This window comes from Clostridium fallax, from assembly GCF_900129365.1.
Classification (GTDB): domain Bacteria; phylum Bacillota; class Clostridia; order Clostridiales; family Clostridiaceae; genus Clostridium_AH; species Clostridium_AH fallax.
Genome location: NZ_FQVM01000030.1, coordinates 1 through 16,513, shown reverse-complemented (window position 1 = coordinate 16,513; position 16,513 = coordinate 1). Strand labels below are relative to the sequence as shown.

17 protein-coding genes and 1 pseudogene are annotated in these 16,513 nt (G+C 28.8%); all 18 read right to left on the bottom strand.

Annotated features, from left to right (window positions below):
* Window positions 1–34 precede the first annotated feature (34 nt).
* Window positions 35–2,665 carry a pyruvate, phosphate dikinase gene (gene ppdK / locus BUA70_RS11240; RefSeq protein ID WP_072897372.1) on the bottom strand — a complete coding sequence of 877 codons (2,631 nt, stop codon included), beginning with the start codon at window positions 2,663–2,665 and terminating at the stop codon, window positions 35–37.
* A 111-nt stretch (window positions 2,666–2,776) separates the two neighbouring features.
* Entirely contained in the window at window positions 2,777–3,412 is a 636-nt protein-coding gene (ccpN, locus tag BUA70_RS11235; protein WP_072897370.1) for a transcriptional regulator CcpN, read from the bottom strand.
* Between the two features lie 205 nt (window positions 3,413–3,617).
* On the bottom strand, window positions 3,618–4,235 hold the full coding sequence (locus tag BUA70_RS11230) for a DUF4342 domain-containing protein (protein WP_072897368.1): 618 nt from the start codon (window positions 4,233–4,235) through the stop codon (window positions 3,618–3,620).
* A 5-nt stretch (window positions 4,236–4,240) separates the two neighbouring features.
* A complete protein-coding gene (gene recO, locus BUA70_RS11225) occupies window positions 4,241–4,981 on the bottom strand; it encodes a DNA repair protein RecO (RefSeq protein ID WP_083573528.1) in 741 nt (246 codons plus the stop codon).
* Window positions 4,982–4,999: 18 nt separating this feature from the next.
* On the bottom strand, window positions 5,000–5,890 hold the full coding sequence (gene era, locus BUA70_RS11220) for a GTPase Era (RefSeq protein ID WP_072897364.1): 891 nt from the start codon (window positions 5,888–5,890) through the stop codon (window positions 5,000–5,002).
* A gap of 373 nt (window positions 5,891–6,263) precedes the next feature.
* The gene (locus BUA70_RS11215; RefSeq protein ID WP_072897362.1) at window positions 6,264–6,956 is read right to left on the bottom strand and encodes a diacylglycerol kinase; all 693 of its coding nucleotides are present in this window, start codon (window positions 6,954–6,956) and stop codon (window positions 6,264–6,266) included.
* Window positions 6,957–6,974: 18 nt separating this feature from the next.
* Window positions 6,975–7,478, bottom strand: coding sequence for an rRNA maturation RNase YbeY (ybeY, locus tag BUA70_RS11210; protein ID WP_072897361.1), 504 nt, complete (start codon window positions 7,476–7,478; stop codon window positions 6,975–6,977).
* Window positions 7,478–9,538, bottom strand: a complete 2,061-nt coding sequence (locus tag BUA70_RS11205; RefSeq protein ID WP_072897360.1) for an HD family phosphohydrolase — start codon at window positions 9,536–9,538, stop codon at window positions 7,478–7,480. The genes ybeY and BUA70_RS11205 overlap by 1 nt, the downstream gene beginning before the upstream one ends.
* 39 nt (window positions 9,539–9,577) lie before the next feature.
* Window positions 9,578–10,735: a sporulation protein YqfD gene (yqfD, locus tag BUA70_RS11200; protein ID WP_072897359.1), complete on the bottom strand. Its 1,158-nt coding sequence runs from the start codon at window positions 10,733–10,735 to the stop codon at window positions 9,578–9,580.
* Window positions 10,722–11,021: a sporulation protein YqfC gene (gene yqfC, locus BUA70_RS11195; RefSeq protein WP_072897358.1), complete on the bottom strand. Its 300-nt coding sequence runs from the start codon at window positions 11,019–11,021 to the stop codon at window positions 10,722–10,724. The genes yqfD and yqfC overlap by 14 nt, the downstream gene beginning before the upstream one ends.
* A gap of 272 nt (window positions 11,022–11,293) precedes the next feature.
* Window positions 11,294–11,743, bottom strand: a complete 450-nt coding sequence (locus tag BUA70_RS11190; protein WP_072897357.1) for a GatB/YqeY domain-containing protein — start codon at window positions 11,741–11,743, stop codon at window positions 11,294–11,296.
* A gap of 28 nt (window positions 11,744–11,771) precedes the next feature.
* Window positions 11,772–11,948 carry a 30S ribosomal protein S21 gene (gene rpsU, locus BUA70_RS11185; protein WP_072897356.1) on the bottom strand — a complete coding sequence of 59 codons (177 nt, stop codon included), beginning with the start codon at window positions 11,946–11,948 and terminating at the stop codon, window positions 11,772–11,774.
* 126 nt (window positions 11,949–12,074) lie between these two features.
* The gene (locus BUA70_RS11180; protein WP_072897355.1) at window positions 12,075–12,419 is read right to left on the bottom strand and encodes a histidine triad nucleotide-binding protein; all 345 of its coding nucleotides are present in this window, start codon (window positions 12,417–12,419) and stop codon (window positions 12,075–12,077) included.
* Between the two features lie 138 nt (window positions 12,420–12,557).
* Entirely contained in the window at window positions 12,558–13,871 is a 1,314-nt protein-coding gene (mtaB, locus tag BUA70_RS11175; RefSeq protein WP_072897354.1) for a tRNA (N(6)-L-threonylcarbamoyladenosine(37)-C(2))-methylthiotransferase MtaB, read from the bottom strand.
* Complete coding sequence (locus BUA70_RS11170) at window positions 13,871–14,620, bottom strand: RsmE family RNA methyltransferase (protein WP_072897351.1); 750 nt, start codon at window positions 14,618–14,620, stop codon at window positions 13,871–13,873. Before BUA70_RS11170 ends, mtaB begins: the two co-directional genes overlap by 1 nt.
* 12 nt (window positions 14,621–14,632) lie before the next feature.
* Window positions 14,633–15,574 (bottom strand): 50S ribosomal protein L11 methyltransferase, encoded by a 942-nt coding sequence (prmA, locus tag BUA70_RS11165; protein ID WP_072897349.1) that lies wholly within the window; start codon window positions 15,572–15,574, stop codon window positions 14,633–14,635.
* A 119-nt stretch (window positions 15,575–15,693) separates the two neighbouring features.
* Window positions 15,694–16,356, bottom strand: a pseudogene (locus BUA70_RS11160) (substrate-binding domain-containing protein); the annotation flags it as partial.
* A 53-nt stretch (window positions 16,357–16,409) separates the two neighbouring features.
* The coding region (locus BUA70_RS13395) for an IS3 family transposase (protein WP_425290435.1) at window positions 16,410–16,513 on the bottom strand (104 nt) is incomplete at its 5' end.

The following is a 16,513-nucleotide window of genomic DNA, read 5'->3' as shown; positions in this document are numbered from 1 at the left end:
TATTTATAATAGGATAAAATTTACTTAATTAAATTTATCTTTTATTTTTAACTTGTGCTTGAGCTGCTGCAAGTCTTGATAATGGAACTCTATATGGTGAACAAGATACATAGTTTAATCCTATGTTGTGACAGAATTCCACTGATGATGGATCTCCACCATGTTCTCCACATATACCAAGCTTAATATTTGGTCTAGTTTCCTTACCTTTTTCTACAGCTATTTTCATTAATAAGCCTACACCCTTTTGGTCTAACTTAGCAAATGGATCTTGTTCATAGATTTTCTTATCATAATAATCTGCTAAGAATTTTCCAGCATCATCTCTTGAGAAACCAAATGTCATTTGAGTTAAATCATTAGTTCCAAAGGAGAAAAATTCTGCTTCTTTAGCTATTTCATCAGCAGTTAATGCTGCTCTTGGCACCTCTATCATAGTACCAACTTTATAATCTATATTTACGCCCTTTTCTTCCATAACCATCTTAGCAGTGTCAACAACTATATCTTTAACATATTTTAACTCTTTTATATCACCAACTAGAGGAATCATTATTTCTGGAACTATATTATATCCTTTTTCTTCATTAACTTCTATTGCAGCTTCAATAACTGCTCTAGTTTGCATTTCAGCTATTTCAGGATATGATACAGCTAAACGACATCCTCTATGACCCATCATAGGATTAAATTCATGTAGACTATCTATTGTAAATTTTAATTCCTCTACAGAAATTTCCATATCTTTTGCTAAAGCAATTATATCTTCTTCCTCAGTTGGTAAAAATTCATGTAGTGGTGGATCTAAGAATCTTATAGTAGCTGGTCTTCCTTCAAGTGCCTCATATATTCCTTTAAAATCTTGTTTTTGCATTGGAAGAATTTTAGCTAATGCTTTTCTTCTTTGTTCTTCATCCTTTGCAACTATCATTTCTCTAACTGCTGCAATTCTATCTTCTGCAAAGAACATATGCTCTGTTCTACATAATCCTATTCCTTCTGCTCCAAATTCAACTGCTTGTTTAGCATCTCTTGGAGTATCTGCATTAGTTCTAACCTTTAATTTTCTTATTTCATCTGCCCATTCCATAAAGGTTTTAAAGTATCCTGTAATTTCTGGCGCTACAGTTTTTATTCTTTCTCCATATACCTTACCTGTTGAACCATCTATTGAAATCCAATCTTCTGAAGTATAAGTCTTTCCATTTACCACAACTGTTTTATTATTTTCATCTACTTTTAGTTGTCCACATCCAGCTACACAGCAAGTTCCCATTCCTCTTGCAACAACAGCAGCATGGGATGTCATTCCGCCTCTTACTGTTAAAATACCTTCTGAAGCTATCATACCTTCAATATCTTCTGGTGATGTTTCTAGTCTTACTAAAACAACCTTTTCTCCATTAGCTGCTCTTTCTTTAGCTTCTTCTGCTGTAAATGCTATTTTACCACAAGCAGCTCCTGGTGATGCTGGAAGACCTGTAGCTATTGGATTAGCTTTTTTTATTTCTTTTTCATCAAAGTTTGGATGTAATAAAGTATCTAATTGTTTTGGTTCAACTTTAAGAATTGCTTCTTCCTTTGTAAGCATTCCTTCTTCAACTAAATCAACAGCAACTTTTAATGCTGCTTGAGCTGTTCTCTTACCATTTCTAGTTTGTAAGAAATAAAGTTTTCCTTCTTCTATAGTAAATTCCATATCTTGCATATCCTTATAGTGATTTTCAAGATTTTGGACTATATTTTCAAATTGACTATAAATTTCATTGTTTTGATCTTTAAGATGTGATATAGGATTTGGAGTTCTTATACCTGCAACAACGTCTTCACCTTGTGCATTCATTAAATATTCACCATATATTGCTTTTTCACCAGTAGCCGGATTTCTAGAAAATGCAACACCAGTACCTGATGTTTCGCCTTTATTACCAAAAACCATTTGTTGAACATTTACTGCTGTTCCCCAACTTCCTGGTATATCATTAAGTCTTCTATATACAATTGCTCTTGGGTTGTCCCATGATCTAAATACAGCTGTAATAGCTTCTATTAATTGAACTTTAGGATCTTCTGGAAAATCCTCTCCTTTTTCTTTTTTATAAAGTTCTTTAAATTGTTTAACTAATTCCTTTAAATCGTTTGCATCTAAATCAGTATCAAAATGAACACCCTTTTTATCTTTCATTTCTTCTAATTTTTCTTCAAAAAGACGTTTCTCTATTCCCATAACAACATCTGCAAACATTTGAATAAATCTTCTATATGAATCATAAGCGAATCTTGGGTTTCCTGTTGATTTTGCCATAGCTTCAACAGCATCATCATTTAATCCAAGGTTTAAAATTGTATCCATCATACCAGGCATTGAAGCTCTAGCTCCTGATCTAACTGAAACTAATAGAGGATTTTCTAAACTTCCAAATTTTTTTCCTGTTATTTTTTCTAAGTCACCCATTTTTTCTTTAATTTCTTCAATAACTTCTGTTGCAATAATTTTACCATCATCATAATACTTATTACATGCTTCAGTTGTTACTGTAAATCCTTGTGGAACTGGAATACCTAAATTAGTCATTTCAGCAAGGTTTGCTCCTTTACCTCCTAATAGGTCTCTCATTTTGGCATTTCCTTCACTGAAAAGGTAAACATACTTCTTATTCTCCATCTCAATACTCCTCCGTTCAATAGTGAATTTATTTGTGTTTTTATTTTTTATATACAAACGGGACCCCATAGTAGTCCCGTATGCTTTGCTATTGACTTTGAGCAATTAATTTTACTTTCCATTCCCAAGCTTTACAAATAATTTTGTAATATTAGTTTTAGAAACTTTTCCTATTACTTTATTTTGTTCTTTACCATCTTTATCTATAACTTTTTCTACCACTGGAATGGAATCTATTTCATGCTCAATTATTTTGCTTGCGACATCATAAGCACTGTCATCTACAGTTACGCATACAATATTAGGCATTCTTGTCATAATCACTCCAACAGGAACTTTATGAATATCTGTTCCTCCTATAGCTATTTTTAAAAAGTCTTTTCTTGAAACTGCACCTATTAAAAAGCCATTGTTCTCTACAAATAGAGTGCCTATATCTTTTAAGAAAAGATATACAATCGCATCATATACCATAGTTTCCTCTGTTACAGAAGCTGGTTTTGACATTATATCTTTTACTTTTATTTTTGTAATATAATCATAAACTAAATTACTTGAAGGTTTTTCTGAATATATATATCCAACCTTTGGTCTTGCATCTAAAATTCCTATCATTGTAAGTATCGCAAGATCTGGTCTTAAAGCAGCTCTTGTGACTCCTAATCTAGATGCTAAAGCTTCACTAGTTATAGGTTGGCCTTCTTTAACTAATCTTATGATTTCTTCTTGACGTGGTGATAATTTCAATGTCATTCCTCTCTTTCTAAAAAAAAAGAGCTAGAAATATTTTATATTCAGAAAATTTTTTCTTTTTACATTTATATTATATCACGATATTAAAGTTTGACTATACCAAATTTTCTGAATTATTAACTTTTTTACCAAAACATTTCTAGCAAACTTCTATTTTTAAGGTTATTATATTATTTTTCTTAAATTTTCATAATATTTCTTATTTTTGTTCTTCTTTATCTATTTCATCAAAATTAACTGTGTAACTATATACACTTTCATCTTCTGCATGTTTTGAATCTTCATTTTCATTAACTTTAGAATTATTTTTTATTTTATTTAACTTATCTTTTACAGTGCCAGCAAAGCCTACAGTTTTTTCTTTAACATCATTAGCTGTTTCTTTAATTATTTTATTTACTACATGAACAGTACCGTCTTCTTCTGTTACTTCTATTGTAATTTTAGTTGCTACTGCTGTTATAACTCCTACAGCAAGAAGTGGTGTTAATATTACAGCTATAACCCCTGCTGCAATTCCTGCATTTACAGGAACATCTACAAGAACTTTTTCATCTTTCTTTATTTTTATTCTTGATATATTACCTTTTTTTATAATATCACTTAACCATTTTTTAAATTCATCAATAGTTTCATATTTTTCTTCTAAATTAAAATTAAATCTTTCTTTTTTCTCTTCTTCAAATTTCTTTTCAAGATAAATTAATGTTTCTAAAACATCACCATTATTCTCTTCTAAGGCTTCCTTAGCCTCAGCATAGGATAACCCTGTTCTTTCAATAATTTGCTCAACTTTTTCTAATGTGATTTCATTCATTCTTATCACTCCTTAATATAATTTAGCATTTCAAGACTTTTTGGTCTTCTTACATAATTTGATGATATTATAAAATATGTAATTTTAAAAATTTCCTTTTTCACATCTTCTGTTAAGTTTAGCCTATATATTTTATCCATTGGTGTTTTATTTAGAAATCTAAGAGAATTATAAGCAGCTTTACTTATAAACATTCCATGTTCTTTAGGACAAGCATCACAAACTCCTCCAAAATTAGAAAGACTTAAATAGTTGGATGTTTTAATTGGTTTTCCACAAAGTACACATTTATCAAAATTTAAATTATATCCTGTTGCTTTTAAAAGCTTTAATTCAAAACTTCTAATTAATAGTTCATAATCTAAAGCATCAGTATTTAATAAATATAAACAAGTAATAAATTCTTTAAAAAGATATCTATTACTTTCTTTCTCTTGCATACATATATCGATAAGTTCGCAAAGATATGATGAGTAGGTTAATTTTTCTAAGTTTCCTAAAAGGCCTTGAAAAGAATTAATTATTTTTCCTTCTGATAAGGTGTAAAGATTTTTTCCTTGAAATAAGGTATATTGCCCATAACACATAGGAAGGGTTATGGACAATATTTTACTTTTGCTTTTTTTAGCTCCTTTGGCTATAGCTGTTACTTTTCCTAGTTTATCAGAAAATAACCAAACTAATTTGTCATTTTCCCTAAAATCTTGAGTTTTTATTACAACTGCTTTTAAATCAACTAAAGTCAGAATTTAAACTTCCAATCTCTATTTGCTTTTTTTATAGCCAAGTTCTCTTAATAAATTAGGATTATCTCTCCACTCTTTTCTTACCTTAACCCAAATCTTTACATTAACCTTTGCTCTAAGAAATCTCTCAAGCTCATATCTTGCAGTTTCTCCAATTTTTTTAAGTGTTTGACCATTTTTACCAATTATGATACCTTTGTGAGAATCTTTTTCACAAATTAAGTCAACTTCTATATCGTATTTTCCATTATCTTTTCTTTTCATTTGTATTATGTCAACGGCAATACCATGAGGTACCTCTTGACTTAAATTTTTTAAAGCCTTTTCTCTTATGATTTCAGCTACTACAAATCTTTCTTGTACATCTGTTATCATATCATCTGGATAATATTTAGGTCCTTCTGGTAGATTTTCAACCATAAGTTCTAATAACTTATCTGTATTTTTTCCCTTTAAAGCTGATACTGGAATCATTTCTTTAAAGTCCATTTCTTTAGAATAATTTGCTAAAGTTTCAGCTACCTTTTCTGGGTCATTTTCATCTACTTTATTTAATACAAATATTACAGGAGCTTTTTGCTTTTTTAATTCTTCTAAGATAAACTTATCTCCTCTTCCAAGGTCACCAGTAGGTGTTGTTAAAAATAATACTAAATCAACATCTTTTATTGACTCTGTAGCACTATTCACCATAAACTCTCCTAACTTATGTTTAGGTTTATGTATTCCTGGAGTATCTACAAATACTATTTGATAATCTTCTCCTGTTAATATTGTTTGTATACTATTTCTTGTAGTTTGAGGTTTATTAGAAACTATTGATAATTTCTCCCCCATTAAATGATTTAATAATGTGGACTTACCTACATTAGGTCTTCCAACTATAGTTACAAATCCTGATTTAAACATTCTTCCTCCTTATACCGTATCCTTTAAGATTAGGTAAATCTTTTCTAGTGTTTTATTTAGATATTATATTTAATCTGTTAATTACTATTCTATCTGTAAATCAACTAATAAGACATATCTTTTTTGAAAGTTTTAAATTTATTTATAGATTTTAATTTTATTGTTTATATATAATTAGTAAAATTTATTAATTTGTTAGTAAATTTCTTTACATAATTAAAATTTTAGAGATAATATAAACATTTTATTTTAAAACTATTATAAAAATTTAAATTTTATTCAAAATTTATAATATACTTATTATCTATATTTATTGCATATAAATTATAGCACTAATTATATTATTTACAAGTATTACATAAGAATTATAACTCTATGCAAATAGTTTAAAAACTAAAAAGGTTACTAAGCTTCCAAAAACCGCTCCAACAAAAACTTCCCATACGGTATGAACTTCTGAATCTACCCTACTTTGTGCTGTTATTAAAGCCATTAAAAAAGCTAATAAAATAATAATTGGCTCTTCAGACATAAGTGCTATTGCTGTTGCTAAAGAAAATGCTATTGCACTATGACCACTTGGCATACCACCTTTTAATGGAGTTCCTTCTCCAAAAAAAGCTTTTGCAGCTATAGTTAATAGGCATACCATAACTAAAATTATAAAAACCATATAAGGATCTGATCCTTTTATCTTACTAACTAATGCATAAGTAGCATTAGTTACCTTTTCCCAAAAAATTATATAACCAACTAAAACTGCATTTATAGCTGTAATTAAAACCGCTCCTGCTGCAGTGTTTTTAGCTATTTTAGCTAGAGGATGGTAAAAGTTTGTTGTAAGATCTACAACACTTTCTATTGCTGTATTTATAAGTTCTGCGGCTATTACCATAGTTATTGTCACTGCTATAATTAAAAACTCCACTTTACTAATATCATATATAAAACAAACTGTAAGCACCACTAACGCCACTAAAAAATGTATTCTCATGTTTCTTTGAGTTCTTACGGAATGAATTATACCGTTTATAGCATAATTAAAACTATCTACAAGCTTTCTCATATTCTCATCAACACCTTATTATTCCCTAGTAATATTTAACTTATTCAATATCTCTTCTTCTCTAGATCTCATTATCTTTTTATCATCTTCCTCCATATGATCATATCCTAATAAATGTAGTACTGAGTGCACCACTAAATAAGAACATTCTCTTATGTAAGAATGATTATATTCTTTACTTTGTTCCCTAGCTCTTTCAAGAGAAAGAACTATATCTCCTAAAATTAATTCTCCATTATCTAGATATGTTATATCAAATTCATAATCTTTATATATTTCTTTATAAACCTTCTTATTTTCATAATCTAACATAGGGAAGGATAAGACATCTGTAGCATTATCTATTCCTCTTGTTTCTTTATTTATTTTTCTTATTTCATCATTGTCTACAAAGATTACACTTACTTGATAACTCACATTAACCTCTTCTTCTTTTAATGCAAATTCTATAACTTCACTTATTTTTCTTTCAAAATCCTCATCTACTGGTAATTTATTTTGACGATTATCAATGTATATCATTACTTTATCTCCTTTTTCTTATTTTCAGTTGGATATTCTATTCTTTGATGATAAATTCCATTTAATGCTTTTAAAAAACATTTTTTTATTTTATTTAAATCTCTAAAAGTTAATTCACAGTTATCTAATTGTGCGCTATTTAATTTATCATTAATTATATTATTAACCATTTGCTCTATTTTTTCTTTTGTTGGTTCATTTATAGATCTAACAGCAGCTTCTACACTATCTGCAAGCATTATAATTCCAGCTTCCTTACCTTCTGGCGTTCTTCCTGTATATCTAAAATCCTCTTCCTTAACATCATCTGGATTCTCAGAATTATTTTTCATTGTTATATAGAAATATTTAACTAAAGTATTTCCATGATGCTGCTCTATTATATCTTGTATAGCCTGCGGCAAATTATATTCTTTTGCCATTTCTAGTCCATCTTTAACATGAGATATTATTATAGAAGCACTTAAATTAGGTGATATTCTGTCATGAGGATTTTCCTTAGTCATTTGATTTTCTCTAAAAAATATAGGCCTTTTAGTTTTTCCTATATCATGATAATAAGCCCCTATTCTTGCTAAAACAGGATTTCCTCCGACCTCTTCTGCAGCCATTTCCGCTAGGTTAGCAACCAACATACTATGATGATATGTTCCTGGAGCTTCCATTAAAAGCTTCTTTAAAAGTGGGTTATTAGGATTTGAAAGTTCCAATAACTTTACAGTAGTTACTACATCAAAACTATTTTCAAAGAAAGGTAATAATCCCACCGCTAATATTCCTGATAATATTGATGCTAGAACTGAAAGAGAGGCTTTTAAAAACACTTCTCTTAAATTATTAGAAATTAAAACTCCTGCTGAAAGGGTTATTATTGCACTTATTATAGCTAAATAAACTGTAATGTATAAAATATCATTTCTTTGTTGCATCCTTCTTATTATGGTTGCTCCTAGCACTGCATTTAATAATGCTAATATTATTATCTCCGGGGCAAATCCCACACAGGCTGCTATTAAAATACAGTTTATAGAGCTTAAGACCATTGACACTCTATAATCTATTAATAATGTTATTAATATAGGGGCACAGGCTAGTGGTATTACAAAAGGTGAAATTATAGATACTGTTCTTGCAAGTATTAAAGCCGTGCAATTAATTATACTTATAAGTATAACCTTTGATACATCATTATATATTTCCCTGTGCATTTTATATAAATAGCTATATTGAATACATAATATACATCCAACAAATATCCCTAACATCAAAAATATAAATATATTTGTATTAGAATCATTTAAAAGTCCTAATTCACTTAAAATTTGTACTTGATCTTCTGTAACTGGAGTACCTTCTTTTACTATTAATTGATTCTTTTTATACATAATTGGAGTAACATTTTTGATAGCTTCTTTTATTTTTTCATCTGTTTTTTCTTTATCAAAAAAGAAATTTGGTTTTATTTGAGCATATGCTAAACTTTGCAAAGCTAATTTTATATTTCTTGAATAATCTAATGACATAACTTTAGTGTCCACAATTGCCTTAGCATTTTGCACATCTGAAAGTTTATCCTCTTCTATAGGGTTTGCATATATTTTTGCAATAGTATCTAAAAGTACTGATTGCATATCTGATATTTGCTCTTTACTTGAAGCTAAAAGCTCTTTGCATTGTTCATTATCTAATTTATCATTTACCTTTTTTAAAGCAGATATCTTATCACTATCTGATGAAGATGATTCTTTTATACTAATTAGCTTTTGAAAAAAATTTTGAATATTTTCTTGTCCTTGTTTTTGAACATCTGTTTTCAAGCTATACTGTTTATCTACCTTATCTGCAACTTCTTGCTGTCTTATCTCTGTTTCTTTTTTATCTTCAATTTCCCTTGGAGCCTTAATATCAGTATTTGCAATATCTCCTACTTTTAAATCATATCTCTTTGTCATTAGTGTAGTTAAAAGAGTTCCATATACAAATATAAAGGTTAATAAAAAAATAAATATTCTTTTTTTATTTTTGCTTATATTAAGCTTTAATTTAAAATGGCCTATCATATATTTATCTTCTCCTCTATTGTTATATTATAATTAATATTATTGTTGAGAAGTTGCTCTTAAAGAAATATCTTGTTCAAATACAAATACAACCTTTAATCTAATTTTTCCCTTTTCTAACTCTTCTGTATTTATTATCTTTTTTATAAATTTAGCCTCACTATCTAAATTTTTAACTATTTCTTTATAAAGTTTGTTTGTAGCTTCCTCAATAATCTCATCCTTTGACTTTTCTATTGGCTTATTTATCTTTTCCTTATATACTATTTTATTTAATATTTTACCCTTTTTTTCTATTTTATCATAGTCCTTAAATTTTTTTGTAGGCTTTTTTATATAAAATTTCTTTCCAGCCACTTCTATATAGATTTCTTCATCTTCATTGCCTGTAAAATCCATAATTTCTCCTTCTATTTGTAAGTCCTTTGAACTTTCATAAAAAGTATTAGCAATAACAACTCCTTCTGCATTAGTATGATATTCTCCTCCTTCTGTAAATCCTCCTACATTTCCTTCAATACCCTCAATTAAAATTTGTCCCTTTTTTATGACATCCCCAGGCTTTACCATAGCAGTTCCTGACGTTGTATATACCCTTACTACCTCCCCATCCATTTTTGCCACTATATTATCCGCAGATTGATTTTTTATTATCTCTGGAGGATTAACCTTTTCCTCTATTTTCACTTTCAATGTAGCCCCTTCTAGCCTTGCTCTTATCCACATAATTTCGCTATTTATATTTTCCAATTTTTTTTCTACTTCATAAACATCTATTTTAGACTTACTTATTCCCGGTGTTACTCCTAATTCTTTTAATTGTTGTCTTACTTCAAAAGGAGAAAGGTATCTTTCTGTCTCAATTTCTATTCCCCATAAAAACCTATTAAGAATAACTATTATCAAAACAAAAACTATAACCCCTATAATTAATCCCTTTTCCTTTTTTAATTTAAATATATAGGTTATTGGTCCCTTCTTTTCTATAACTTCTATCTTACAACCAATTCTTTTACTTAACTCTTTTACTTTTTGGTAATCTGATATATCTATTTCAAGAATCATTGTGCTTATATCAAGTCTTTTTGCCTTTTTAACGTTTACTCCATTATTCCACAAAAGATTTATAAAACCCTCTGGTTTAAGGGTTCTTATTTGAATTTTTATATTTCCCTTTTTTAATCTATTTAAAATCATCTATAGTCAACTCCTCGTATTCTAAAGATTTAAATCTTCCACCAAGGGTTATTGTGTCTCCTCCAATGAAAAGTATTTCTAAATCTTGTCCATTAACAACTATCTTACCTATCTTAGAATTAAGCTTTAGACAATTACTTTCAAAAGACTCAACTCCCTTATGGTTTTCTATTATTATTTCTTTATTGCCAGTAATAGTTACTTTAGGAACACCTACAATTACATCTAAAGGTAGCTGTAATTTTTCTACCACTTTTTCTTTTACTATATCCCTTTTAGAATCCATACAATTCTCCCTTCTTAATATTTCTTCATATTAATTTATGATATTTTTTAGTTATAAATTACATTCTTTAAATATAATTAATTCTATTAAGAAATTAAACCTATTAGAAATTGTTTACACCTTTATCTATAATTAATTTTTTTAGTAAAAAAAAATCATAGAAAATTAATTATTTTTTTAAATGAATTTTTTTAAAAAATAAGCCCTTAAAATTATATTTTATAATTTTAAGGGCTTATAAAAAAAAGAGAACTCACAAAGTGAGCTCTCTTTTATTTATTTAAATATTCTTTAACTATTTGACTTACAAGCTTGCCATCAGCTCTACCAACAGTTTTAGGTCTAACTATTGACATAACTTTTCCCATGTCTTTTATGTTATTTGCATCCACTTCAATTGCTGCTTGCTTAACAATTTCTAAAATTTCATCTTTATTCAACTGCTGAGGAAGGTACTCTAACAAAATCTTTATTTCAGCTTCTGCCTTATCTACAAGATCCTGTCTCTTTCCCTTTTCGAATTCAAGCATAGCTTCTCTTCTTTGCTTGACTTCTCTTGATATTATTTCAATTACCTTTTCGTCCTCAAGCTTTATACCATCAGTCTTTTCGACTAAAAGAATTGCTGATCTAGCAGTACTCAAGGTCTCTGCTTTTAATTTGTCTTTCGCCTTTAAAGCTTGTTTCCAGTCTTCTTGAAGTCTTTCTTTTATTGTTGGCATTTAATTACCTTCTTTCAAAGAAAAATTCTTACTTAAACTTTCTCTTTCTTGCAGCTTCTGATTTCTTCTTTCTCTTTACGCTTGGCTTTTCATAGTGCTCTCTTTTTCTTACTTCTGATAAAACACCAGCTCTTGCACATTGTCTTTTAAATCTTCTAAGTGCTTGATCTAATGATTCATTTTCTCTTACTCTAATTTCTGACATCTTTCTTCCCTCCCTCCGCTAGCTATAATTACTAAAATCACAGCTGTGGGCTAAATAACACACGCTATATTATACAATAGTAGTTTTTAAACTGTCAAGAATTACATCAATTTAATTTTTGTTTTTTTAGCCTGGAGGCCACTGCAAAGTTCTTCCTCCTAAAACATGGAAATGCATATGATTTACTGTTTGCCCACCATCTACACCGCAATTATTTACAATTCTATAGCCACCTTCAGCTATATTTAATTCTTTTACTATTTTATTAATCACAGTAAAGATATGTGCAATAATTTTTGAATTTTCCTCATCTACCTCATTAACACTTGAAATATGTTTTTTAGGTATAACTAGAAAGTGAACAGGCGCTTCTGGACTTATATCATAAAATGCTAATACCATATCATCTTCATAAATCTTTTTAGAAGGTATTGAGCCCTCTGCTATTTTACAAAATATGCACTCTGCCATAAAACTCACCTCCTTACTATCTTAACCTTAAATATAAAAAACTATAATTATAGTTTTTAACCTTATGAATCTTAAAAAATTTTTAGAATATATTTTATTTAAAATATAAAATAATTGTATAATAATAAAAACTAATGTTTAGTTATTAGAAACTATAATCCCCTCTGCATTTTCCATATTTCCAGAAAGAATTTTAGTTTTTACTATTTTTCCGATTAATGATGAACAATTAAATGGTGCTACTACTTTTATATAATTTCTTGTATATCCTTCATAATAACCTTTTTTATTTGAAACCTCTTGTTCAAATAAAACTCCCATTTCTCTTCCTATGTGATTATCTATAAATTCTTTTTCATTTTTATCGTTTAATTCTATTAAAAGTTTACTTCTTTCTTCTTTTTTATTTCCATCTACCTGATTTTCCATATTTTCAGCTTTTGTACCTTTTCTTGGACTAAACTTAAATATATGCATTTTAGATAGCTTTATTTCCTTTAAAAATTCATAAGTTCTCTTAAACTCTTCATCCGTTTCCCCTGGAAATCCTACTATAATATCTGTAGTTATCGATACATCTTCTAAATTATTTCTTAAATCTTTAACTATATCAAAATACTCTTTAGAAGTATATCTTCTATTCATTCTCTTTAAAGTTTCATCACAACCACTTTGAAGAGAAAGATGGAAATGAGGACATAATTTCTTTATGTTTTTAAGTCTTTCAATTACGCCTTCTGTAAAGAAAGTAGGATCTATAGAACCTATTCTTATTCTTTCTATACCATCTACTTTATCTATAATTTCTAAAACATCTACTAAGGTAATTTTTTCTTCTAAATCTACACCATAAGAAGCTATATGTATTCCTGATAGGATTACTTCCTTAAATCCGTGAGCTGCTAAACTTTTAACTTCTTCTAATATCTTATTAGGCTCTTTAGAACAGACAGCTCCCCTAGCGTACGGAATAAGGCAATAAGAGCAGAATCTATTACATCCATCTTGCACTTTTAAGAAAGCTCTAGTTTTATCTTGATACTCTTCTATATTTAAATCCTCAAAGGTTTTATTTTTAAGAACAGATGATACTTGAATTTGTTTTTCACCTTCATCCTTTGCCTTGTTTACCCAGTATACAATTTCTCCCTTGTTTCTTGTACCTAGTACTACATCTACTCCTTCAATATCTCCAACTTCTTTAGGAGCAATTTGAGCATAACATCCAACTACTGCAATAATAGCATCTGGATTTTTTCTTCTTGCTCTTCCAATTATTTGTCTTGACTTTTTGTCACCCATATTAGTTACAGTACAAGTATTTATTACATAAACATCTGAAACCTCATTAAAATCAACTATCTTATAGCCTTCTCTTAAAAATTTTTCTGCCATAGCTTCAGATTCATATTGATTAACTCTACATCCTAATGTAGCAAAAGCTACCTTCATTAAGCTTTCCCTCCTATATCTCCAAGCTCATATTGAAGCAATGAGCCACAAACAAATCCAGCTGTTTCTGTTCTTAATATTCTTGGCCCTAAGGTTACAATATGCGCTTTTAACTCTTCAAGTTCTTTTATCTCTTCTTCTTCAAATCCGCCTTCAGGTCCTATTATAATACCTATGTTTTTAATAGAGTTTTTATCTATTTTATTTATAAGATTTTTTATTCCATATCCCTCTTGATTCTCATAAGGAACCACCACTAAATCCATATCCTTTATTCTTTCTTTAAGGGAATTAAAATCTATTGGTTCCAAAACCTTTGGTATATAAGTTCTTTTACATTGCTTTGAAGCTTCTAATGCTATTCTTTGAAGTCTATCTAACTTTTTAAATTCACCTTTAAGCTTCACATCAACTCTCTCTGTTATTATAGGAATTATCTCTTTAAAGCCAAGCTCTGTTGTCTTTTGCACTATTAAGTCCATCTTAGAAGCCTTTGGTAACCCCTGAAACAAGTAAATATTGATATTACTTTCTTTGTTAGTATCTATTTTTTCTATTATATCAATTAAAACTTCCTGTTTTGATACTAATTTAACTTCACCTAAATATTCTTCTCCTAGCTGATTGTTTACAACTACCTTTTCACCAGGTGAAATTCTTAACACTTTATATATATGTTTAACATCCTCACCTACTATTCTAGCCTCTTCACTATTTAATAGTTCTGGTGGAGTAAAAAATTTATGCATCTAATACTCTCCTTACTTTACCTTTGCAACAATACAGTTCCATTCTCCATCTTTGTTAACTTCCATAACTTCAAATCCTGAAGCTTCTAATTTATCTATAACCATTTGTCTCTTCTCATGGATTATTCCAGAAGTTATAAACAATCCACCTTGATTTAATGCTTTTTTAACATCATCTACAAGAACACAAATTATTTCTGCAATTATATTAGCTACAACAATATCTGCTTTTCCATCTACTACATCTAATAAATTTCCTTCTAATATTTCAATGTTAGAAGCCTTATTAAATCCTAAATTAACTTTAGCAGAATCTACAGCTACAGGGTCTAAATCAACTCCTATAACCTTTTTAGCCCCTAATTTTGATGCTACTAAAGCTAATATTCCAGAACCAGTTCCTACATCAAATACAGTAGTGTCAGCCTTTACATATTTTTCTAAAGCTTCTACACACATTCTTGTTGTTTCATGAGTTCCAGTTCCAAAAGCCATTCCTGGATCTAATTCTATTAATAATTCATCATTTTTCAAATCATATTCTTCCCATATTGGCTTTATAACTATTTTATTTCCTATTTTAGTAGGCTTATAATACTTTTTCCAGTTATTTGCCCAATCTTCTTCTTTCATTTCTGTAACAATAACTTCTCCTTCACCTACATCTATATTAGAATCTTTTAATTCTTTAACTTTATCTTTAATAAAAGCTACTATATCATCAATATTATCTTCTTCTGAGAAATATCCTTTAACTACAGCAGCCTTTCCTTTATATTCTAAAATATTTATATCTGCAAAATCCCAAGTTAAAGGACCTTGTTCTCTATCTAAAATATCATGAGGATCTTCTATAGCAACCCCCTTACAATCTAATCCATAAAATATGCCAGAGATTGGCTCTAAAGCTTCACTTTTAGTAATTACTCTAACTTCTATCCAAGTACCTTGCATCAATATCAATCCTTTCCCTTTTCTTCGACTAGTATTATATTTTACACTTATGTTTTAATGATGTCTAGTATAAAAGTTTTTATACTTTCTATTGATATTTATAAGCATCCTTAATACTATTATACCGTATTTCTCTCTAATAATTTAGGTCTTAAAACTATAGTTGTATTTTTTATTTTCTTTTCTATTATATCCACTATTAATTTACAAGCTGTTTCTCCCATTTTATATATAGGTTGAGCAATAGTTGTAAGTTCTGGCTCCATTATTTGAGATATATTTATATTATCATATCCCATAATGGAAACATCCTTAGGTATATTATAACCTTTTCTTATAAGAATTTTCATTCCTCCTAAAGCCATGATATCAGAACTATATAATATAGCATCTATTTTTTTAATAGATTTTATAAGGTTTTCAGTTGCTTTCATACCACCGGTTATGTCAAATTTACCTTCAAAAATTAAGTCTTTATTAAAAATCCCAAATTCTTTAGATATTTTTTCATAATAATCATATCTTGAATCTGCTGTTTGAACTCCCCTTTCTCCTCTTACAAAAGCTATATTTCTTTTATTTTTTTTATAAAGGTAATCTAATGCTAATTTTATTCCTTCCTGATTAGAGCAAAATACCCCACTATAATCTAAATCTGTTTTTATATATCTATCCACTACAATAAAAGGAACTTTATTGTTCCTCATAAGTTTTAAGCATCTATCATCATTTCCACCAGAAGCTAAAATTACTCCGTCTACTAACCTGCTTATTAAAAGCTTTGTTTGTTTTTTGGTCTTATGTCAATATTTTGGACACAAAAAGTCAAACTTTTTCATGCTGCACTTCTAGCTAATAATTCACATTGATCTGGAGTCATGTAATTAATAGAAGAGTGTATCCTTTTTCTGTTATACCAACCTTCAATATATTTAAATA